At 62.4% G+C, this 553-nt stretch carries 1 protein-coding gene; it reads right to left on the bottom strand.

Going from position 1 to position 553, the window contains the following annotated elements:
- Window positions 1-113: 113 nt before the first annotated feature.
- Window positions 114-553, bottom strand: a 440-nt coding sequence (locus tag VE25_RS23830) for a hypothetical protein (protein WP_201776129.1), incomplete at its 5' end; no start/stop codon positions are given.

Below are 553 nucleotides of genomic sequence, written 5' to 3'. Positions count from 1 at the left end.
CCTCCCTCCTTCTTTCTAACTCACACCCTTCCCTCTCCTTTCCTCTCCCCCTTCTCCCGCTTTCCCTCCTTCCCTCCCGTCTTCATCTCCTTCTACATCCCTTCGCCCTAGCCCTACTCCCTCCCGTCTTCTCCATCTATATCCGCCCTCTCCCGCCTCTCCCCCTCTTTTTCCCTCTCCCTTTTTTCCTCCTTCTTCATCCCTTCCCTTCTCTTCTCTTTCTCCTCTTTCACCCCTCCGCTCTCCTTCCTTCCCTCCTTTTCTCCCCCCCCCCCCCCCCCCCCCCTCTCTCCTCCTTCCTTCCCTCCCTCTCCTCTTTCCTCCTTTCCCCTCTCCCCCCTCTTCTCTCGCTCTCCCTCTCCCCCCTCTCCCCCCTTCCCTTTCTTTTTCCTCGCCCCCTTCCTCCCCCCCTCCCCCTCCTCCTCCTCACTCTCCTTCTCCCTTCCCCCCCCTCCTCCTCCCCTCCCTCTCTCCCTCTTCTCCCCCCCTTCTCCCCTCCCCTTTTTCTCCTCTCCCCTCCCCCCCCTCTCCCCCCCCCCCTCCCCCCTTCCTT

The sequence above is a fragment of the Devosia geojensis genome (assembly GCF_000969415.1).
GTDB classification, from domain to species: Bacteria; Pseudomonadota; Alphaproteobacteria; order Rhizobiales; family Devosiaceae; genus Devosia; species Devosia geojensis.
Note: the sequence above shows the minus strand (reverse complement) of the source record. Positions and strands in the feature narration are given on the sequence as shown.